Source organism: Nocardioides sp. OK12, from assembly GCF_024341885.1.
In the GTDB taxonomy this organism is placed as follows: domain Bacteria; phylum Actinomycetota; class Actinomycetes; order Propionibacteriales; family Nocardioidaceae; genus Nocardioides; species Nocardioides marinisabuli.
The window spans coordinates 1-709 of record NZ_BNET01000045.1 but is presented as its reverse complement, the minus strand read 5'-3'; the positions used below and the strand labels follow the sequence as shown (position 1 = coordinate 709).

Here is a 709-nt window from a genome sequence, read left to right as displayed (position 1 = left end):
TTGTCTTGTCTTCCTAAGACCGCTTGGCCTCCGACTTTTAGAAAGTTAAGTAAAAGATGAGGGAGTTGAAAAGTTGAAATTTAATTGGAAAAAATTATTCAGTTTAATTATTAACAATAATTTGCCTCTATTTTGGCTTCAATTAAAAATTTATATAAGATAGATAAAGATAATATGGATTAGTTTTAATAATCAAATATTTAAGTCGAAATTAAATTGGATTTTCCATTCATATTAAAGATATAAATTTAATTAATTTTAATTTTTATTTGCAAAATAAATGTTATTTTTTAACTAATATCCTATTTAAATATTTATTTAAGTCAAATAATTGATTGTTCATTTCATTCGTAAATTAGTCCAATAACTAAGCAAATATAAATCATTAGGAATGATTGTATTCAATAAAATAGATAGTAGTTTATTGTTAGAGAGGGGTTAAAGGGAAGTATAAAAATAATTTCAATATCAAAGATTAAAAAAATTACAGCAACTAAATAAAATTGAATAGAAAATGGGAGATGAGGGGAAGTTAAAGGATTAAATCCACATTCGTATGGAGATGGTTTTTCTCGATCTTGAAAAACTTTAAGGGATAAGAGTATATTAATTATGATAAGAATAATAGTAAATATGAGAGGAATAATAGAGGCAATAAAAATAATTATTACTTATATTATTTGTTAAAAATAATTTTTTTAATTGGAAG

At 22.3% G+C, this 709-nt stretch carries 1 protein-coding gene; it reads right to left on the bottom strand.

All coding sequences use genetic code 11. The features are described from left to right. Window positions 1-401: 401 nt before the first annotated feature. Window positions 402-614 carry an NADH dehydrogenase subunit 3 gene (locus OCU29_RS20210; RefSeq protein WP_306799041.1) on the bottom strand — a complete coding sequence of 71 codons (213 nt, stop codon included), beginning with the start codon at window positions 612-614 and terminating at the stop codon, window positions 402-404. Window positions 615-709: the final 95 nt, after the last annotated feature.